The sequence below is a fragment of the Bacteriovorax sp. BAL6_X genome (assembly GCF_000443995.1).
Lineage (GTDB): Bacteria > Bdellovibrionota > Bacteriovoracia > Bacteriovoracales > Bacteriovoracaceae > Halobacteriovorax_A.
In genome coordinates this window covers 40,111-55,378 of the sequence record NZ_AUMC01000003.1, presented here as the reverse complement: position 1 = coordinate 55,378, position 15,268 = coordinate 40,111, and the positions used below count along the sequence as shown (strand labels likewise).

At 36.1% G+C, this 15,268-nt stretch carries 16 protein-coding genes and 1 tRNA gene; 2 read left to right on the top strand and 15 right to left on the bottom strand.

Going from position 1 to position 15,268, the window contains the following annotated elements:
* Window positions 1-20: 20 nt before the first annotated feature.
* Window positions 21-614 (bottom strand): LysE family translocator, encoded by a 594-nt coding sequence (locus M902_RS00425; protein WP_021266174.1) that lies wholly within the window; start codon window positions 612-614, stop codon window positions 21-23.
* Window positions 615-688: 74 nt separating this feature from the next.
* Here M902_RS00425 and M902_RS00420 point away from each other — a divergent pair, with 74 nt between their 5' ends.
* On the top strand, window positions 689-1,141 hold the full coding sequence (locus M902_RS00420; RefSeq protein WP_021266285.1) for an Lrp/AsnC family transcriptional regulator: 453 nt from the start codon (window positions 689-691) through the stop codon (window positions 1,139-1,141).
* Between the two features lie 16 nt (window positions 1,142-1,157).
* Here M902_RS00420 and M902_RS00415 read toward each other — a convergent pair.
* The 3 genes from M902_RS00415 to rph all read right to left on the bottom strand — a co-directional run bounded on the left by M902_RS00415 (window position 1,158) and on the right by rph (window position 2,587).
* Window positions 1,158-1,234 (bottom strand) — tRNA-Pro (locus tag M902_RS00415).
* Window positions 1,235-1,304: 70 nt separating this feature from the next.
* A complete protein-coding gene (gene rdgB / locus M902_RS00410; protein WP_021265848.1) occupies window positions 1,305-1,880 on the bottom strand; it encodes an RdgB/HAM1 family non-canonical purine NTP pyrophosphatase in 576 nt (191 codons plus the stop codon).
* A complete protein-coding gene (rph, locus tag M902_RS00405) occupies window positions 1,880-2,587 on the bottom strand; it encodes a ribonuclease PH (RefSeq protein ID WP_021266529.1) in 708 nt (235 codons plus the stop codon). The genes rdgB and rph overlap by 1 nt, the downstream gene beginning before the upstream one ends.
* Before the next feature lie 44 nt (window positions 2,588-2,631).
* Between rph and M902_RS00400 the strand changes: the two genes are divergently transcribed.
* A complete protein-coding gene (locus tag M902_RS00400; RefSeq protein WP_084710391.1) occupies window positions 2,632-3,300 on the top strand; it encodes a biotin--[acetyl-CoA-carboxylase] ligase in 669 nt (222 codons plus the stop codon).
* Here the strand turns inward: M902_RS00400 and M902_RS00395 are convergent, their stop codons facing one another.
* The 11 genes from M902_RS00395 to M902_RS00345 all read right to left on the bottom strand — a co-directional run bounded on the left by M902_RS00395 (window position 3,301) and on the right by M902_RS00345 (window position 15,265).
* A complete protein-coding gene (locus M902_RS00395) occupies window positions 3,301-4,506 on the bottom strand; it encodes a response regulator (RefSeq protein WP_021265933.1) in 1,206 nt (401 codons plus the stop codon).
* Window positions 4,507-4,579: 73 nt separating this feature from the next.
* Window positions 4,580-5,323 carry a PP2C family serine/threonine-protein phosphatase gene (locus M902_RS00390; RefSeq protein ID WP_021265951.1) on the bottom strand — a complete coding sequence of 248 codons (744 nt, stop codon included), beginning with the start codon at window positions 5,321-5,323 and terminating at the stop codon, window positions 4,580-4,582.
* On the bottom strand, window positions 5,320-7,563 hold the full coding sequence (locus M902_RS15585) for an FHA domain-containing protein (RefSeq protein ID WP_021266084.1): 2,244 nt from the start codon (window positions 7,561-7,563) through the stop codon (window positions 5,320-5,322). The genes M902_RS00390 and M902_RS15585 overlap by 4 nt, the downstream gene beginning before the upstream one ends.
* Window positions 7,544-8,542, bottom strand: a complete 999-nt coding sequence (locus tag M902_RS00380; protein ID WP_021265941.1) for an FHA domain-containing protein — start codon at window positions 8,540-8,542, stop codon at window positions 7,544-7,546. Before M902_RS00380 ends, M902_RS15585 begins: the two co-directional genes overlap by 20 nt.
* 6 nt (window positions 8,543-8,548) lie before the next feature.
* Window positions 8,549-10,120 carry an FHA domain-containing protein gene (locus M902_RS15580; RefSeq protein WP_021265799.1) on the bottom strand — a complete coding sequence of 524 codons (1,572 nt, stop codon included), beginning with the start codon at window positions 10,118-10,120 and terminating at the stop codon, window positions 8,549-8,551.
* On the bottom strand, window positions 10,108-10,446 hold the full coding sequence (locus M902_RS00370) for a DUF192 domain-containing protein (RefSeq protein WP_021265829.1): 339 nt from the start codon (window positions 10,444-10,446) through the stop codon (window positions 10,108-10,110). Before M902_RS00370 ends, M902_RS15580 begins: the two co-directional genes overlap by 13 nt.
* A complete protein-coding gene (locus M902_RS15575; RefSeq protein ID WP_021266423.1) occupies window positions 10,446-11,630 on the bottom strand; it encodes a type II secretion system F family protein in 1,185 nt (394 codons plus the stop codon). The genes M902_RS00370 and M902_RS15575 overlap by 1 nt, the downstream gene beginning before the upstream one ends.
* Window positions 11,631-11,727: 97 nt before the next feature.
* Window positions 11,728-12,789, bottom strand: a complete 1,062-nt coding sequence (gene nagZ / locus M902_RS00360; protein ID WP_021266491.1) for a beta-N-acetylhexosaminidase — start codon at window positions 12,787-12,789, stop codon at window positions 11,728-11,730.
* On the bottom strand, window positions 12,790-13,617 hold the full coding sequence (locus M902_RS00355) for an ABC transporter permease (protein ID WP_021266282.1): 828 nt from the start codon (window positions 13,615-13,617) through the stop codon (window positions 12,790-12,792).
* The gene (locus M902_RS00350) at window positions 13,617-14,513 is read right to left on the bottom strand and encodes an ABC transporter permease (protein WP_021266025.1); all 897 of its coding nucleotides are present in this window, start codon (window positions 14,511-14,513) and stop codon (window positions 13,617-13,619) included. Before M902_RS00350 ends, M902_RS00355 begins: the two co-directional genes overlap by 1 nt.
* A complete protein-coding gene (locus M902_RS00345) occupies window positions 14,510-15,265 on the bottom strand; it encodes a hypothetical protein (protein WP_021266117.1) in 756 nt (251 codons plus the stop codon). The genes M902_RS00350 and M902_RS00345 overlap by 4 nt, the downstream gene beginning before the upstream one ends.
* Window positions 15,266-15,268: the final 3 nt, after the last annotated feature.

Genomic DNA, 15,268 nt, shown 5'->3' with positions numbered 1-15,268 from the left:
GAGGAGCTCTTTCCTCTACCTTATTTCAAAACTAAGACTGGAAAAAGAGAACCAAGTAAAAGTACGGCCAAAACAATATTAAAAATGGCCAAACGATATCCTTTTTCAAGAAAAGACTTAAGCCTCAATCCAGCAAATACCCAAACAAAGATCGCAGGAATATCAACAAAGCTATAGGCAAGAATGACTGCAACAACTCCTAATGTATTTCCATTTGTATAAATGGCCACTGCTGAAAGGGCCATCGTCCAAGCCTTTGGATTAATCCATTGAAACATTGCCGCTTCAATGAACGACATAGGTTTTTTTATTTGTGCTTCATCTTTAGCAAAAGAACTAAATGCAATTTTAAAAGCTAATAATGCTAAGTAGGTCCCACATGCCATTTGCATAATTTTTTGAATTCCTGGGTAAGTTTCAAAAATATCAGCAACTCCAAAACCAATGACCGCGATCATAAAGATAAAACCAAAATAAACCCCAAGCATATGAGGGATGGTTTTTCTAAAACCGTGATTGGCCCCAGAAGACATCAAGAGAATATTATTTGGCCCCGGCGTAATAGCGGAAACAAAGGCAAATGCTAAAAGTGGATAAAGATTTGTCGTGCTCATGGAGCACAGTTTACTCTATTTTGAGAATAAATTTATTGCAAAAAACCATACATTTAAGACATAATTTGCAACATATGAAGAAACTAGACACTATTGACGAAAGAATATTGCAAGTATTAGAAAATGAAGGAAGAATCAGTAATTCAGATTTAGCTGAGATTGTTGGTCTTTCACCTTCGGCATGCCTTAGGCGAGTGCAAGAGCTTGAGAAGTCAAAGATCATCACGGGTTATCGCGCAAGAATTAACCGTGCCAAACTTGGAACAAGCTTTACTGCCTATATAACTGTTGGTCTCTCGGTTCACACAAAGAAATCACAAAAAGATTTTGAAATGGCCATTGCTGAATCACCAGAAGTCATCGAATGCCACAACGTAACAGGAAGCTTTGAATATATTTTAAGAATTGAGACAACTGACCTTGTTTCTTATAAGACCTTTCACACAGAAGTTCTAGGAACACTACCACAAGTAAATTCAATATCTACATACGTTGTACTTGAGTCACCGAAAGATTTAAGAAAATAGAAAGGGATTTTTAAAATGGTCGGAGTAGCAGGATTTGAACCTGCGACCCCTTGCTCCCAAAGCAAGTGCGCTACCAAACTGCGCTATACTCCGACATTGAAATTTTGGGTAGGCTATTTATAAGTGATCTTAACCTTTTTGGCAACCCAGAAATTAAACCTTTTTAAAGTTCTTGAAAAAACTTTATAGCAGCTGATACGGCCTTGGCCCTGTGAGAGTTTTCATTCTTCCACTTTTCTAATTGCGCTACAGTTTGATCAGGAAAGGCTTTTGGGCAAAATACAGGGTCATAACCGAAGCCACCTTCACCAATGTAACTATTTGAAATCTCACCTTCCATTCGCCCCTCAAAAAAATATATTTCCTCAGGAGATAAATAAAAACATAAGACACAAGTAAAGTAAGCATTACGGTTTTGTTCATCTTTTAATTTCTCAAGCAATAACTCGGCCCTTTGTCGATCGGTCAGGTCTTCTCCACCAAAACGTGCAGAATAGATTCCCAACTCTTGAGGAAGAGCTTCTACTGTTATCCCTGAATCATCGGCAACGACAGGAATTTTAAACTCATCATAGTAAGCTTGTGCTTTCTTGAGAGCATTCTCTTGAAAAGTATTTCCATCTTCAACAACATCTAATTTTGCAGCTGCTGCCTTAATTGTAATATTAGTTTCTTTAAATAAAACAGCAAACTCGTCTGCCTTATGGGCGTTTCCAGTAGCTAAGATAAATTCTTTCATTATTGGCCTAATGCTTCTTTTTGTTTTTCAAAAACAACCTTTAAAGACTCCGCCGCACAATCCATTAGCGCATCCATTTGCTCTCTTGAAAAAGCCTGCCCTTCAGCTGTTCCTTGTACTTCAATGAATTTTCCAGATTCAGTCATGACAATATTCATATCTGTGTGGCAGCTTGAATCTTCTTCGTAATTTAAATCGGCAATAATTTTACCTTCATCATTGATACCACAGCTGATAGCCGCTAGAGGCTCTATAATAGGGCTCTCTGAAAGCTCACCATTTGCGATTAAACTTTGAATAGCAAGTTCTAGTGCAATAAAACTTCCAGAGATCGAAGTTGTTCTCGTTCCACCGTCTGCAACCATAACATCACAGTCAAGAGTGATCATGCGCTCACCTAATTTTTCAAGATCAACAACTGCTCTTAAGCTTCTTCCAATCAGGCGTTGAATTTCTTGCGTACGGCCACCAATTTTAGAACGTTCTCTTCTTGATCTTGTATGAGTTGAACTTGGTAACATTGAATATTCGGCCGTTACCCATCCTTTTCCACTTCCTTTCATCCATCTAGGAACACTTTCTTCAATTGATGCAGTAATATGAACCTTAGTATTACCAAACTCAGCTAGAACAGAACCTGCTGCATAAGGATTAATATTAATAGAAAATTTAACTTCTCTTGGAGTAGAACGTTCGATAAGTGACATATTGAATACCTCTGAATTTATTAGTATTGTTCGATAATAACATAATGAGAAAATCTATGAAACACCTACATTTTGAAGAAATTCCATCGACTCAATCAATTGCCATTGAAGAAGCGCACAATTATGACCAACTACTTGTCAGCGCGAAATCCCAAACTTCAGCAAGAGGTCGTCGGCACAATAAATGGGAAGATCTTCAACATAGCCTTTGCTTCTCTTGTAAATTAAAGCCACAGGGAAAACCTACTTTATTAGCACTAGAAGTTGCTGTAATACTTAGTAATTATTTTAATGATCACAAGCTACTTCTTAAATGGCCAAATGATATCTTCAATGAAGATAGTCAAAAAATTATGGGGATCTTAGTTAATAAAGATGATGATAACTATATCGTTGGTATAGGAATTAACTATGGAGGACTACCTCATGAAAAGTATGGGGTATTAAAACCTGGGAAAGAGCTAAAGGATATCGATTTTAAAGAGATACCACTTGAAATCTATAGTTACATTTTAAACAATAGGCTTACAGAAGAAGAGATTATCAATCAATGGAATAAAAGATGTTACCATCTAAACAAAGAAGTGAAAATTATTGACGAAGACTCAGTAATAGAAGGTACTTTCAAAGGTATAGGCAGCTTTGGAGAAGCACTTATCGAAGTGCGAGAACAAATAGAGAAAGCCTATACAGGCTCTCTCATTATTAAATAACTATTCTGAAATTGAAGTTAAGACTTGCTTACTAATATTTTTAAGTTCTTTCTTAATAAGATTTTCCGCAAGATCAGGAACGATTTCCCAAATAATTTTTTCAATATTTTGCTCACAATATTCACGAGCATATTTTTCAATAATTGGTGCAACTTCGTTTCTTAGCTCAGCTTTAAGCTCTTCAACGTCTACGGGTGGTGCCGAAGTAGCAGGAGCTGCTGAAGCTGAAGTATTGATTGATGCAGTCGCCGACGAACCAAATGAAAAATCATCATTCATTTGTGTAACTGACGAAAGATTGATTTCGTGCTCATCTTCTTCAGGAGATGAAAACATCTCTGTAGACTCTTCATCTGCATCCCATAGGTTTTCATCAGAAATTTCTTCAAAGTCTTGATCATCTTCGGCCGAAGCTTCAAAAGTTATTTCTTCAGATTCCTCTTGCTCAGGTTCTGTAAGGTCAAAGTCATCCCCTAAATCATCATCCAAGTTTCCAAAGTAATTGCTTACATCCAACACAGAAGAAACATCATCTTGTTTATCCTCAGGAAGACCATCAATAACAGGTGGAAATGAATCAAATTCTTTCGTTACATCACTTCCTTTAAGATTTGTAGGATCAAAGCCCCAACCATCTAATTCAGACTGTAAATTATTATCTAAATCCTCAGAGTCACCATCGAATGTATTATTTGCTGAAAGATCAAACTCTTGTGTTTTATCTTCTTCAGATTGGGCAATTGAGCTATCAACATCCCAGCCAGAAAAGTTATCTTCTGTTTCTTGATCATTACTCTCAAAGTCTTCTTGACCATCTTCAAAAGATTCGTTTGATGTATCCATATCTGGCACACCACTTTCGATTAGCTCATTACATAGAGAAATAAATTTCTCCGTTTCAAATGGCTTAACAACCTTATCTGAATATCCACTAGCGCGTAACTTATTCTCATCTACGATATCAAATGTACCAAGCATCGCTAACACAGGTGTTGTAGGAAATTTCTTACGAGTCTCTTCTCCTAATTTATAGCCATCATCAGATAGGCCAAAATCAAGAAGAATAAGATCGAAGTCATCACTTTTAGAAAATAATTCTGACTCATCAAGAGCTGAAACAATTTCAAAATCTTGATTTGCGAATGTAATATTTATTACTTTTTGGATTGTCTGACTATCGTCAGCAACTAATACCTTTTTACTCATATAAAACCTCAATATATTGTTACGCAAAAAATCCAGCTAAGCAAGAGACAGTTTTAATGATTACGGTATGTTTCTAGATGATTGAATAGATAATAGCTGACTGATTATCTAGATTACCTCGACGATTGGCCCCATCAAATAGATTATCGATCTGAATAACTTCATCTTGAGATGACTCTTGAATGATTCTCTTAATATCATGAAGGCTCAGGCTCCCGTATACACCATCACTCAAAACAATAATGCGGTCATTTGGTTCAACATTTAATTCCCAAATCTTAGGAGCAATATCATCATATAAACCCAAAGCCACTAAAGGGAAGGTACTTTTTTGATGTGAATTATCTGAAATCGAAATTTGCGTAACACAATCAGGAGTATTAACTAGTGACAGATCCCCATCACGGTACATGAGAACGAGGCAGTTGCCACATGAAACGATTGATAGAATATTTTCAGACAACATAGTTAATGCAGCCGAAACGCCTCCCTTATCCTTGAGAGGTTTAGTCTTATTGATATCGAGAAGGTTCTTATGTGCAATAAAAATTGCGTTCACTAAGGCATTAGTCTCTAACACATATTGCGGTGAATAGAAATACGGCATTGTCGCATTTGGATCACCAGATAATTTTGAGAAATATGTATCAATTGATTTCTTAGCACTTTCTAAGTTTCGATCAGAAATACCAGACCCACCAAAGCCATCGAAAATACCAAAAATTTTTTGTTTAAGATTAATGAAAGTATTGTCCTCATTTAGATTTAAATAAGGACCCTGATGTGTTCTTGCAAAGAAACTTTGAATTTCTCTCATAAGTTTTTCAGCCTTTCACTGGCCTTTAGGTAGTATTCGTTATCAATTGGTGAAATTTGTTGTACCTCTTGAAACTTCTCTCGAGCATCTTCAAAAGAGCCAAGCGACTCAGAGATTAGGCCCTGCCGATATACCTTTCTTGCCCTTCTCGTTAATATATCATTAATATCATCTAGTTCACTTTGGGCATCCAGTTCATTAGGATTATAGCGCAAAACCTCTTTAAAAACTTCATAAGAAGCCTTAAGATCTTCCGCCTCTTTTAAAGAACGGGCCTTACCAAGTAATGGCCCAGTAATATTTTTTAGATTCTGCCGAGACTTCTTCAACATATCGATTGCTTTCTTCATAAGATCTTCATCCATCGACTTTTCACTTATGAATAACTCCAAAGCACCAATGGCCTTAAACCACTCCTCTTGAAGAAACAGCGTTTCTCCAGGCTTTAGTGCATCAACCATACGCTGTCTTTCCGCTTTCTTCTGAGCTTCTTCGAGCTCTTTTCTATTCTTTTCTTTAATATAAGAGTCTAATTCTAATTCAAGATTAGCAACGTCATAGTTATTTGGATCAAGTTCTTTTATTTGTTGAAATAAACCACGTGATAAAGTGACATTACGCTCTTTTACAGCTTCTGTTGCTTTATCAAGTAGATCCTTAACTTTAGCTTGAATGAGCTTTCGCTTTTCTTCTGCACGTCTTTCAAGCTCTGCCTTTTCAAGCTCTGCATACTTATCTTTGGCCAACTGATAAAAAGTCTGGGCCTGTTTATAATCTTTAGTAATTAGGAATAATCTTTCAAATTCAGTGATTGCCTCTGCTACATTTCCTTCATTAGCATAACGAGTTGCTAACTGATAGAGGGCCTCAGCTTTCTCCTGTTGTTCTTTTGTAAGCTTCTTATCGACAGAGGTGACAACCTGTTTCTTCTTTTGTTCCTTTGCTTGTTTATCTTTAGCTGTTGCTTTTGGTTTCTCTCCACTATCTGGAAATAGGAACATATAGACACCAAGAAGTACGACAGTATAAATTAAAACTTTCTTACGTTTTTCTGGGTCATTAAGAATTCTCTTAATGATAGATTTTTCTTCACTTGCCGTAGGAATACCAGATAGTTCAAGATCATCAAAATCTTCATCATCATCCGATACTTCGACTACTTCTTCTACTTCAATAACCTGGTTATCTTCTACAGGCATCAGCATATCTTGCTGACTCTTGATAAAGTCACTTGCAATTTTAACTGTAAATGTCGTTGAACCTATAATGAACTCATCACCATTTGTGATTTCTTTCTGATTAATCCTCTTACCGTTTAAAATCGTCCCATTAGCAGATTGTAAATCTTCTAAAATACACGTAATTTTATTTTTTCTAATGACAGCATGAACAGAAGATACTTCAGGGTCCGTTAAAACAATCTGACACTTACTTGGATCACGCCCTATATAAGTCTCTGGTAAATCAAGGTTAAAATGGTCATAAGGAACATCTTCACCAAAAAGCTCAAGAACAAAATTAGCAAAGCCTGAGAAAACTTGAGTTTTATCGCCTACATCATCGTCTAATGTATCAATATCGTATGATTCATCACCATAGTTGTCGTCATAGTCACCATCGTAATTCTCATCATAGTTTTCATCGAACCCATCAGAAAAACCATCTTCTTGCTGACCGAATTCATCAAAGTCGCCTTCTTGAGCTTCTATATTTTCAGAAGCTCCGAATTCACCTTCTTCTTCATGAGTAGAGTCTTGTGTAGGATCATCAAAAGCCTGAGTCTCTTCTTCAAAATCAGATGAGTTCTCGACCGGGCCATCAATAATGGCCGTCTCTTCCTCTTCTAGTGAATCTTCTGGTTCCACATCTTCAAAAACATCTTCCGGCAATTCTGGTTCAATACTTTCTTGAGCATCCTGCTCTTCGACTTCAAGGCTTTCAAATAAAACCTTATAGTCATTACAAACAAGATAGTGGCCACTTGAGACAGAAATCTCTTCAAGAAACATAGGAGCATTATTAACTAAGACAGTATCATAAGTTGATAATTTATTAAGTGTCCAACTTACACCGTTAAAATTTAAGCTAGCGAGTCTTCGTGAAATTTGAGGATCATCCAAATGAACATGGGCCTCATCAGATCGACCAATTAGGAAACTAGAGCTCTGCCCCATGATCACTTGATCATTAATCTCAATACGATTAAGAATCGTTCCATGTTTAGAAACAGTAATTATCACTCTTTTTCATCCCTAATTTTTCGGCCATATCTTCAACGTTTTTCTTAGCTTCGATAAAGCGTTCATCTGTCTTATATTCAATTAAAAGCTTATAGATTGCACAATACGTTCCCAATGCTCTATTGTACTTCAACGAATCTTTATTCTTAGTTGCTTGATCAAACATATCTTTGATTTTTTCATCAAGCCTTTGCTTTGCAATATTTAAGTGATAAGCAGCATTACCATCATTTGGATCGAGAGTTAAAGCCAAGTTAAACTCTTGCATAGCTCTAAAATAGTTACCTTCTCGTGCCTCACGTCTACCACGATGAACATAGGCTTCAACTTTCTCTTGTGTTTCAAAGTCCTCTACATACTTACGACCAGTATTACTATTAGAAGAGTCAATAATCGTACTACCTTCTTTTTTTACACTGGCCTTCTTTGTCTTAGTCTCGTCTCCATCCATAAAAAAGAATAAACCCATGACAGCAACTGCTATATAGATCATTTTTTTTCGTTTCTCTTCTGGAGTAGCAGGGCCTTTCTTTTTCTTAGGTTTGGCCTTCTTTTTTACTTCTTCCTCTTCTTCCTCGTCCTCTTCATCCTCTTCTGGATCTTCATATTCAACGAGGGCCTTCTCTTCTTTCACTTCAATAAAAGAATATTTGAAAACAGTCGAGCCAACTATAATTTTATCACCAGACTTTAGCTTGTGTTGAGTAACCTTAAGGTCATTTACCATCACACCATTTTGAGATTTAAGATCTGTTAATGTGTATTCATTATTTACACGTGTTAATTCAATATGTTCACGTGAAGCTTGAGTATCAAGAATTTGAATGTCATTTGAGCTTAAACGACCAAGAACTACTCGGTTACCATTTAGGTAATAACAAATACCTTTATTCTTACCAGTCATACAAATAATACGGTGGTATTGCCCAGAAGACTCTGGGGAAGATAAATTCTTTGTCATTCTAATTGCGGCAACCATTTATATTTAGTCCTCTTTAATTAGTGTAACATAGAACGCTTTAGCAAAATTATCTCGCCCTATTAAACTCGTAACAAAAATATTATAAAAGTGCCCAGAAAGTTCATATTCACCCTTCTGAGACGTTCCTCCATTGTCAGCAGAGGCATCACATAATTCAATAATAGTTGCCGCAAATCCTTTTTCACGTGCCACATCTAGGAGGCTCATTCCTTCAGAAGAACTCCCTCGTATCGCCGTTATATCCTCTGCGAGTGTATTAATATGAGACAGATTCTTTTGAGAATCTAGAACAAGCACTGCCCCCTGCGCTCCCTGCATGAACTCATATAAGCTCGAAACATAGGATTCATCACTTTCCATTTCATCAAAGCTCATTTCATCATCAGTTTTTTGTAGTTCTCTAATTCGTTGAATCATTGAGTTAATCGACGACCTTAAAGGATCTATCTCAGACCAAAGATATTCACTATCAACACTCTTACGATTCCCTCTCAAAGCTTCTTCAATCTGAAACTTCATTTCATCTAAGTGCCTAATTGTCATATAGTAGACAATTGCAAAGAAGACTATGGAAGCAATAAAGGAAGTAATAAGTGCCTCTAGATAAGCAACACGACTCTTCGACGCTTCATCAGCAATTGACGAAGGCTTAAATCTAATCGCAATTACACCTACAACATCGAGCTGTCCTGTTTTAACATTAGTTGCCTTAATCTTTTGACCAATTCCAATTTCACCATTTGATAAACGACTTACCATTGGGAGATCATCAGCACTTTTCATAGTCCTTTCGGCCCACTCTCTAACTTGAACAGAAAAGGGATCATCAATATACATATTAAGTTTTGTAAGAGGTCTTACAATTCGTCCATCAATGTCAAATAGATCATAAGAAACAACGCCGTTATTTCCTTGTTCCATAAACTTCGTATCAACTCGATCTAGATCTTTTCTGGCAAGAGCGCCTCTATTTTGTCTCTTAATTTCATCAGCATAATGAGCTCCACGCTTAGCAACTTCTAAAAGAAGTAAACTTTGTGAAGTCTTCATAACGGGAAAAATAGTAAGTGTTACCGTAACAACTACAAAGATTGCCAGTAAAATACCAGTTAGAACACGCCACTCATACTCTTCATTGATACCATGAACAAGTGGCATTAAACGATATTTAAAAAGCCAGATAATTTTTCCAAAAATATTCTCTGGCATTTCACCACCAGTGATATATGTTGGCTCATCATCTTCCTCTACGGCCTCAATTCTTTTCTTAATGATTTTCTTTTTCTCTTTAACAAAGACAACTTGAAGAATAGAGTCCGGAAGCGCAATTTTATCACCATTTTTAACAGTGGCCCTCTTTACAGCTTTACCATTAACAAAAGTACCATTTGAACTACCAAGGTCTTTAACAAAAGCAACATCTTGCGTGACGGTTACTGATAAGTGTTTTTTTGAAACACCATTTACAGGAAAGTGAACACTACATTCTTCTGAGCGTCCTAGGGTGTTTTCCCCTTCCTCTAAAATATATTCTTGTCCACGTAGCTTACCAGCTACAACAACTAATTTATACATAACTCTAGAGTATCCCCTTCCTTAATCTCTTGAGGCAACTGTCCCTCTGCTAACTCTAGTACACGACTGGCACTAAAAACAATTTGCGTATGTCTCCACGGTTTTAATCCACGGTATATTTTCTTTATTTGGTTCTTACTGTTAAAGAACACAACGTCGATTTTATAATTCATAAAGCAAGTGTGAATCGCATTAGTTCCATAAAAAATCATTCCATCAAATCCATCCATGCCTTTCGAAAACATTAAACCTTTTAACTTCTTGTAAAAAGAGTCTGCAACAATAGCTTGTTTACAGATATCAATTCCATTACAAGTTATTTTCATTATTTCCCACCCACAAGCTCAACAACTAGAGGAGCAAAAATCATTAGTAAGACAGAAGGAACAATAAAGGCCATCATCGGAAATAAAATTTTAGTAGCAGCAGTCGCACCTTCTTTTTCAATCTGTGCTGACTTCTTTTGTCTGATTTCAATTGATAACGCTTTTAGAATTGGTCCAATTGAAGCACCAACTGAATCAGCAGCAATTAGAGTTGCACAAAATGAAGATATTTGAATTAAATCCACACGCCAGGCCATATTTCTTAAAGCCTCAGCACGACTTGCACCAATTTTAATTTCCTTAAGAAGAATTTCAAATTCTTGAGTTAGTGGACCTGGTTTCGCCTTATCCACAACTTTTGTCATAGCAGCAATAAAATCTAATCCTGCTTCTACAGAAAGGGCCAACATATCAACAGAAAATGGCATACCATTAATAATATCTTTTTGGCGTTGTTCAATCTTTCCTTTAATCCAAATATCAGGATATAAGAATCCCACAAGTGCCATGACTGGTATTAATGATAGCTTCCAATCTGCTTCAGTAAATTCTCTTACTGCTAAAAACATTATTGGGAAACCAATGATAAGAAATAACTTAAAGGCAAAGAAATCTTCAGGTGACATGTCCTCTGTTAACCCAGCACTTGCTAACTTTCTTTTATACTTCTCTTTAATTTTCTTCTTACTCTTCATCGAGGAAACAATTGGAGAAATATAGCGTTTAAAGAAAGGCCTTGAGTATTGGAGAACAAAACCGTGTTTCTTAACGTTATCAGTTTTTTTAGAGCCGCCTTCCTCTAGTTTTTGTGCCGCTTGAAATGATTCGTTATCTTGAAACATCATTTGCGTCACAATGTAGACGGCAATTCCAATAAGGATAATTCCGGCCCACATGAGAAGTTGCGAACTTTCAAATAACTCAGCACCTTTTCTATAGTCACAAGCATTTTGCTCACCATTATCACAGGCACTAATAATTAATTTCTTTCCTTCTGAGGCGTAGTTTATACCATCCTGTTTAAAGCTCTTATCAGTAAACGTTTGATAAAGAAGTCCTTGCTCAAAACAGCTTGATTGATTTCCTTTTTTACAAGATTCATCAAGTAAGTTTGCATGGTCACGCTTTGAATAATTTGCATAGCTCTGCGCATTTGCATCGAATGCAACGAGCAACGTAAACATGTAAAACAATAAAGAAGTTATGAGACCTTTAGTCATAACATAAGAATATCAAAAATAATTGATTTCAAGCAGTTAGAGGCAATATTGGCCCTATGTGCTAACCTTGATTAACCTGCTCAACAATAGATAAGTTCTCTTTGGTTCCCACCTTACCAGCGACGTCTGGAATATAAGTAGGTGAGTAATTTGAAAGGTATTTTTTCTTAAGCTCTAGAACACGTTCGTATTTTTGTGAGATATCCACTTTATCAATATCACCGGCCTCAAGGGCCTGTTTCACATAATTATATGCTTCTCGACATGCAGCAAATGAACGGTATTCGATAATATCTGCACCGGCACTAAGAGCTTTAGTAGCTGCTTCACCAATTGAAATTTCATCAGAGATGGCCTTCATTTCCATATCATCAGATATAATTACTTTCTTAAAGCGCAGTTCCTCACGAATTATTTCATAAGCTTTTTTTGAAAATGTACAAATATTATCTGGATCAATCGCATCCACTTTTAAATGGGCCATCATAACAAAGTCGACTCTAGCTTTAACCGCTTTTACAAATGGTATAAATTCATTTGCTCTGAGCTCTTCAAGAGACTTATTTACGACTGGAAGCTTAAAGTGAGAATCTTCTAATGTATCCCCATGTCCAGGAAAGTGCTTCGCACATGACATAATCCCACTAGTTTGTTGGCCTCGAATTATAGCTGAAACAAATTTCGTTACATCATCCGCATTATCACCAAAAGCACGATCTCCAATTACTGTATTTTTCGGATTTGTAAAAATATCACAAACTGGGCCAAGATTTATATTTACACCACAACTTAAAAGCTCATTAGACATCAATTGCGATATTTCAAAGCATAGCTTTGGAGAATCAGTCTTTGCAACATCTAACATCGGAGGAATAATTGTAAAGCCTTCACGAAATCTTTGTACTCTTCCACCCTCATGGTCAGTAGCAATAAAAAGCGGGTAATTATCTCTTAAAGATTGAATATTATTAATTAACTCTGCTAGTTGGGCAGGTGACTCATAGTTTTGTTTGAACAGAATAACTCCACCAATATTTTCTTTTTGAATAAAGTTTTCTTCTTCTGCTGTTAATTGCGTACCACTAATACCTGTAATAAACAATTGCCCCAATATATTATTCATCTATTTGCCTTTACCTTTGAGTTTTGGATCTAAATAATCTCTTAGGCCATCACCGAAGAGATTTAGTGAAATAATCAAACCAGTCATTAGTAAGCTAGTCACAATAACAACATGTGGTGCTTCTAAAAGAACTAGTTTTGCCATTGCAAGGATTGCTCCCCATGAGTATTCACTCGCCCCCAATCCAAGGAATCCTAAACTAGCCTCACTAATTATAACTCCACTTATTCCAAGAACAAAGTGAATGGAAATAACTGGCACAATACTTGGTAAAATTGACTTATAAAATAAACGAAATTCACTTACACCAATTGCTCTAGCACTTTCAACGTAGCCTAAGTTTAGGACTCGCATTGTCTCTCCCCGAGCAATACGAGCGTAGCCAGGCCAAGATGTAAAAATTAGACACAGTACTAATCCAGTAAAAGATTGTCCCGAAAATGACATGACTAAAATTGCTAGTAAAATACTAGGGAAAATAAAGATTAAGTTAGTAAACATATCCATTATTTCAGAAACAAATTTAATTTTGATTGCAGATAAGTAACCTATTACAATACCAATTACACACGCACTACAACTAATTAAGAGTGAAATTCCAACTGTATAAATAAGACCAACGCTTAGAACTTTAAATAGACTCCTTCCATTGATGTCCGTACCTAAAAAATAGTTCTGCGAAAAAGGAGCAAACAATTCATGAGAGATAATACTTGAAGGTGTATAGTTGAAACCATTCGCAAACAACCAAAGCAAGGCCCATACAATATAAATTGAAAGGATAACGCCACCGAAGATCATTTCATTATTTATTTTCTTCTTTCTCACTAACCTATCCTTGGATCAATTTTTTCATTTAAGTAATCAACTAATACATAAACAAGCATATATATAACTGTTGAGTAAGCGATAATTCCTTGAACGAGTGGGTAGTCACGATTATTAATCGCCTCAAATAAAAGAGAGCCAAGTCCCGGAATATCAAAAATAGTTTCAGTAATAACAGTACCGGCCAGAACTACAGAAAGTTGAATAGCAACAACATTTAAAATAGTTGGCATACAAATTTTAACAAGACGATAAATAATGGCCGAATTCGTAAGTCCTTTTGCATTTAAAACCAAAACCCATAATTGGGATTCTTCTTCAAGATACTTATTCCTCATTACTCTTACGATAACAGATGATAGAGGAAGAACTAATGTCGTCACAGGGATCACCATGTGCATGACAGATTCCCACTGAGAAACTGGAAAAATCCCAAGTTTAATTGAGAAAACTAAAACAAGCAGCGGCGCCAATGAGAAAATTGGAAATGACAACAAGGTCAATGTAATCACACGTATGGTAGTGTCTGGTAATTGCGACTTCTTGATAGCAGAAACAACACCGATTCCAATTCCAATTGGAGTCGATATTAAAATTGAAATTAAGGCCAATACAAGTGTTGGTGGCAAATTTTGTTTTATTAGAGTAACTACTGACTCTTTTTTAAAAAAAGACATTCCAAGGTCAAGAGTGATAATTCCTTTTGCAAAATCAAAGTACTGCTCAACCAGTCCCTTATCAAGTCCAAGCTCAGCACGATACTTTTGAATCTCTTCGACCTTGGCCTCAGGCCCAAGTAATCTTTCCACTGGATCACCAGGAGTAAGTCTCAAGGCAAAAAATATCGTTGTGATTGCAAAAAATAATGTAAAAAATGATTTTAAGAATAACTTCATTTAACCAACTCTTTTGATAGGCCCTGGGATGCCCAGTAGTGTCCCACAACATCTAAGTTTTTATTTAATATATACACTTGTTCCTGGCCGCCAGCGGCTAAAAGAAAGCGATAATTTCCTTTTTTATCAAAATCATCAAAACTCAATCTTGCTTCTGAAAGGATTTCTTTAGGAATATTTAAGTATTGTTCTTGAAAATAAGGAAAACTCTCCCAAAGAATATGAAAATTCATATCACCATTTTTTTTCTCTATGGCCTTCTTAATAAACCCTGATACTTTTGCACATTCAATGATCGATGAGTAAAAACAAATTGCTTTTACTTCCTGAGGGACGTCGTATTCACGTTGTCCCAGCCATTTATATTCGGGTGAGTTTAAATTATAGAGAATCTTTCTTCTTTTTAAGTCAATCTCTCCACTTACGGTGTAGATATCGTTATTCAAATAAAATGTTGATTCATACTTTATTGGTACTAAGAAGAATAATTTTTTAGCAATTTTCTTTCGCTTCGAAATGACGATTGTCTTTTCATAGATTTGAGACTTATTAACAGGAGAAATAATCTGTGTTTTACGTACGTATTCGCGATCCTTATTAAAACCAGACATCGTATCAACAAGGTATTCGCCACTTACTTCTAATTGCTTATATTGGTTAGTAGATGCCGTTAGATGATCGTTCAGATCCTCGTCTAGAACACTACATGAAACAACTAAGAATAGAAAAAGCACACCAAGAGGTCGCAACATAAA

What these genes read in the sequence shown, in the direction of transcription:
- M902_RS00425 (WP_021266174.1), bottom strand. Translation starts at nt 614, where the DNA reads ATGAGCACGACAAATCTTTATCCACTTTTAGCATTTGCCTTTGTTTCC.
- M902_RS00420 (WP_021266285.1), top strand. Translation starts at nt 689, where the DNA reads ATGAAGAAACTAGACACTATTGACGAAAGAATATTGCAAGTATTAGAA.
- rdgB (WP_021265848.1), bottom strand. Translation starts at nt 1,880, where the DNA reads ATGAAAGAATTTATCTTAGCTACTGGAAACGCCCATAAGGCAGACGAG.
- rph (WP_021266529.1), bottom strand. Translation starts at nt 2,587, where the DNA reads ATGTCACTTATCGAACGTTCTACTCCAAGAGAAGTTAAATTTTCTATT.
- M902_RS00400 (WP_084710391.1), top strand. Translation starts at nt 2,632, where the DNA reads ATGAGAAAATCTATGAAACACCTACATTTTGAAGAAATTCCATCGACT.
- M902_RS00395 (WP_021265933.1), bottom strand. Translation starts at nt 4,506, where the DNA reads ATGAGTAAAAAGGTATTAGTTGCTGACGATAGTCAGACAATCCAAAAA.
- M902_RS00390 (WP_021265951.1), bottom strand. Translation starts at nt 5,323, where the DNA reads ATGAGAGAAATTCAAAGTTTCTTTGCAAGAACACATCAGGGTCCTTAT.
- M902_RS00380 (WP_021265941.1), bottom strand. Translation starts at nt 8,542, where the DNA reads ATGGTTGCCGCAATTAGAATGACAAAGAATTTATCTTCCCCAGAGTCT.
- M902_RS15580 (WP_021265799.1), bottom strand. Translation starts at nt 10,120, where the DNA reads ATGTATAAATTAGTTGTTGTAGCTGGTAAGCTACGTGGACAAGAATAT.
- M902_RS00370 (WP_021265829.1), bottom strand. Translation starts at nt 10,446, where the DNA reads ATGAAAATAACTTGTAATGGAATTGATATCTGTAAACAAGCTATTGTT.
- M902_RS15575 (WP_021266423.1), bottom strand. Translation starts at nt 11,630, where the DNA reads ATGTTTACGTTGCTCGTTGCATTCGATGCAAATGCGCAGAGCTATGCA.
- nagZ (WP_021266491.1), bottom strand. Translation starts at nt 12,789, where the DNA reads ATGAATAATATATTGGGGCAATTGTTTATTACAGGTATTAGTGGTACG.
- M902_RS00350 (WP_021266025.1), bottom strand. Translation starts at nt 14,513, where the DNA reads ATGAAGTTATTCTTAAAATCATTTTTTACATTATTTTTTGCAATCACA.
- M902_RS00345 (WP_021266117.1), bottom strand. Translation starts at nt 15,265, where the DNA reads ATGTTGCGACCTCTTGGTGTGCTTTTTCTATTCTTAGTTGTTTCATGT.